Genomic DNA, 331 nt, shown 5'->3' on the forward strand with positions numbered 1-331 from the left:
GGTTGATGATAGAGCTCGTCACGGATCACAGATCCGCGCCAACTGCTATGAATTATTGTTCCTCTATACAAAAGTCTATTGAAGTAGTCCCCTCCTACGGAGGGGTGGCCGTAGGTCGGGGTGGGGATAACCAAATTTTTTTTCCTTCTTTACCCCGGCCAAAAGGGAGGAGCACAAAAAATTCCCGAGGAGCAAAAGTTCAAAAAAAGCCAAAGGCTAATAGCTAACAGCCAACAGCTTTTTTTACACTCTAATCACAAAATGCTCCTTCTCCTGTTCTCTTCTAAAAAAGACCAGTCCCCATTGAAAGGTGTCTATAGTTACCCTTACT

Annotated in this window: 1 pseudogene; it reads right to left on the minus strand. The window is 44.1% G+C overall.

What is annotated here, in order from left to right:
• Positions 1-243 precede the first annotated feature (243 nt).
• Positions 244-331 (minus strand): annotated as a pseudogene (locus HC176_RS20180) (class I SAM-dependent methyltransferase); the annotation flags it as partial.

Source organism: Tamlana crocina, assembly GCF_012037625.1.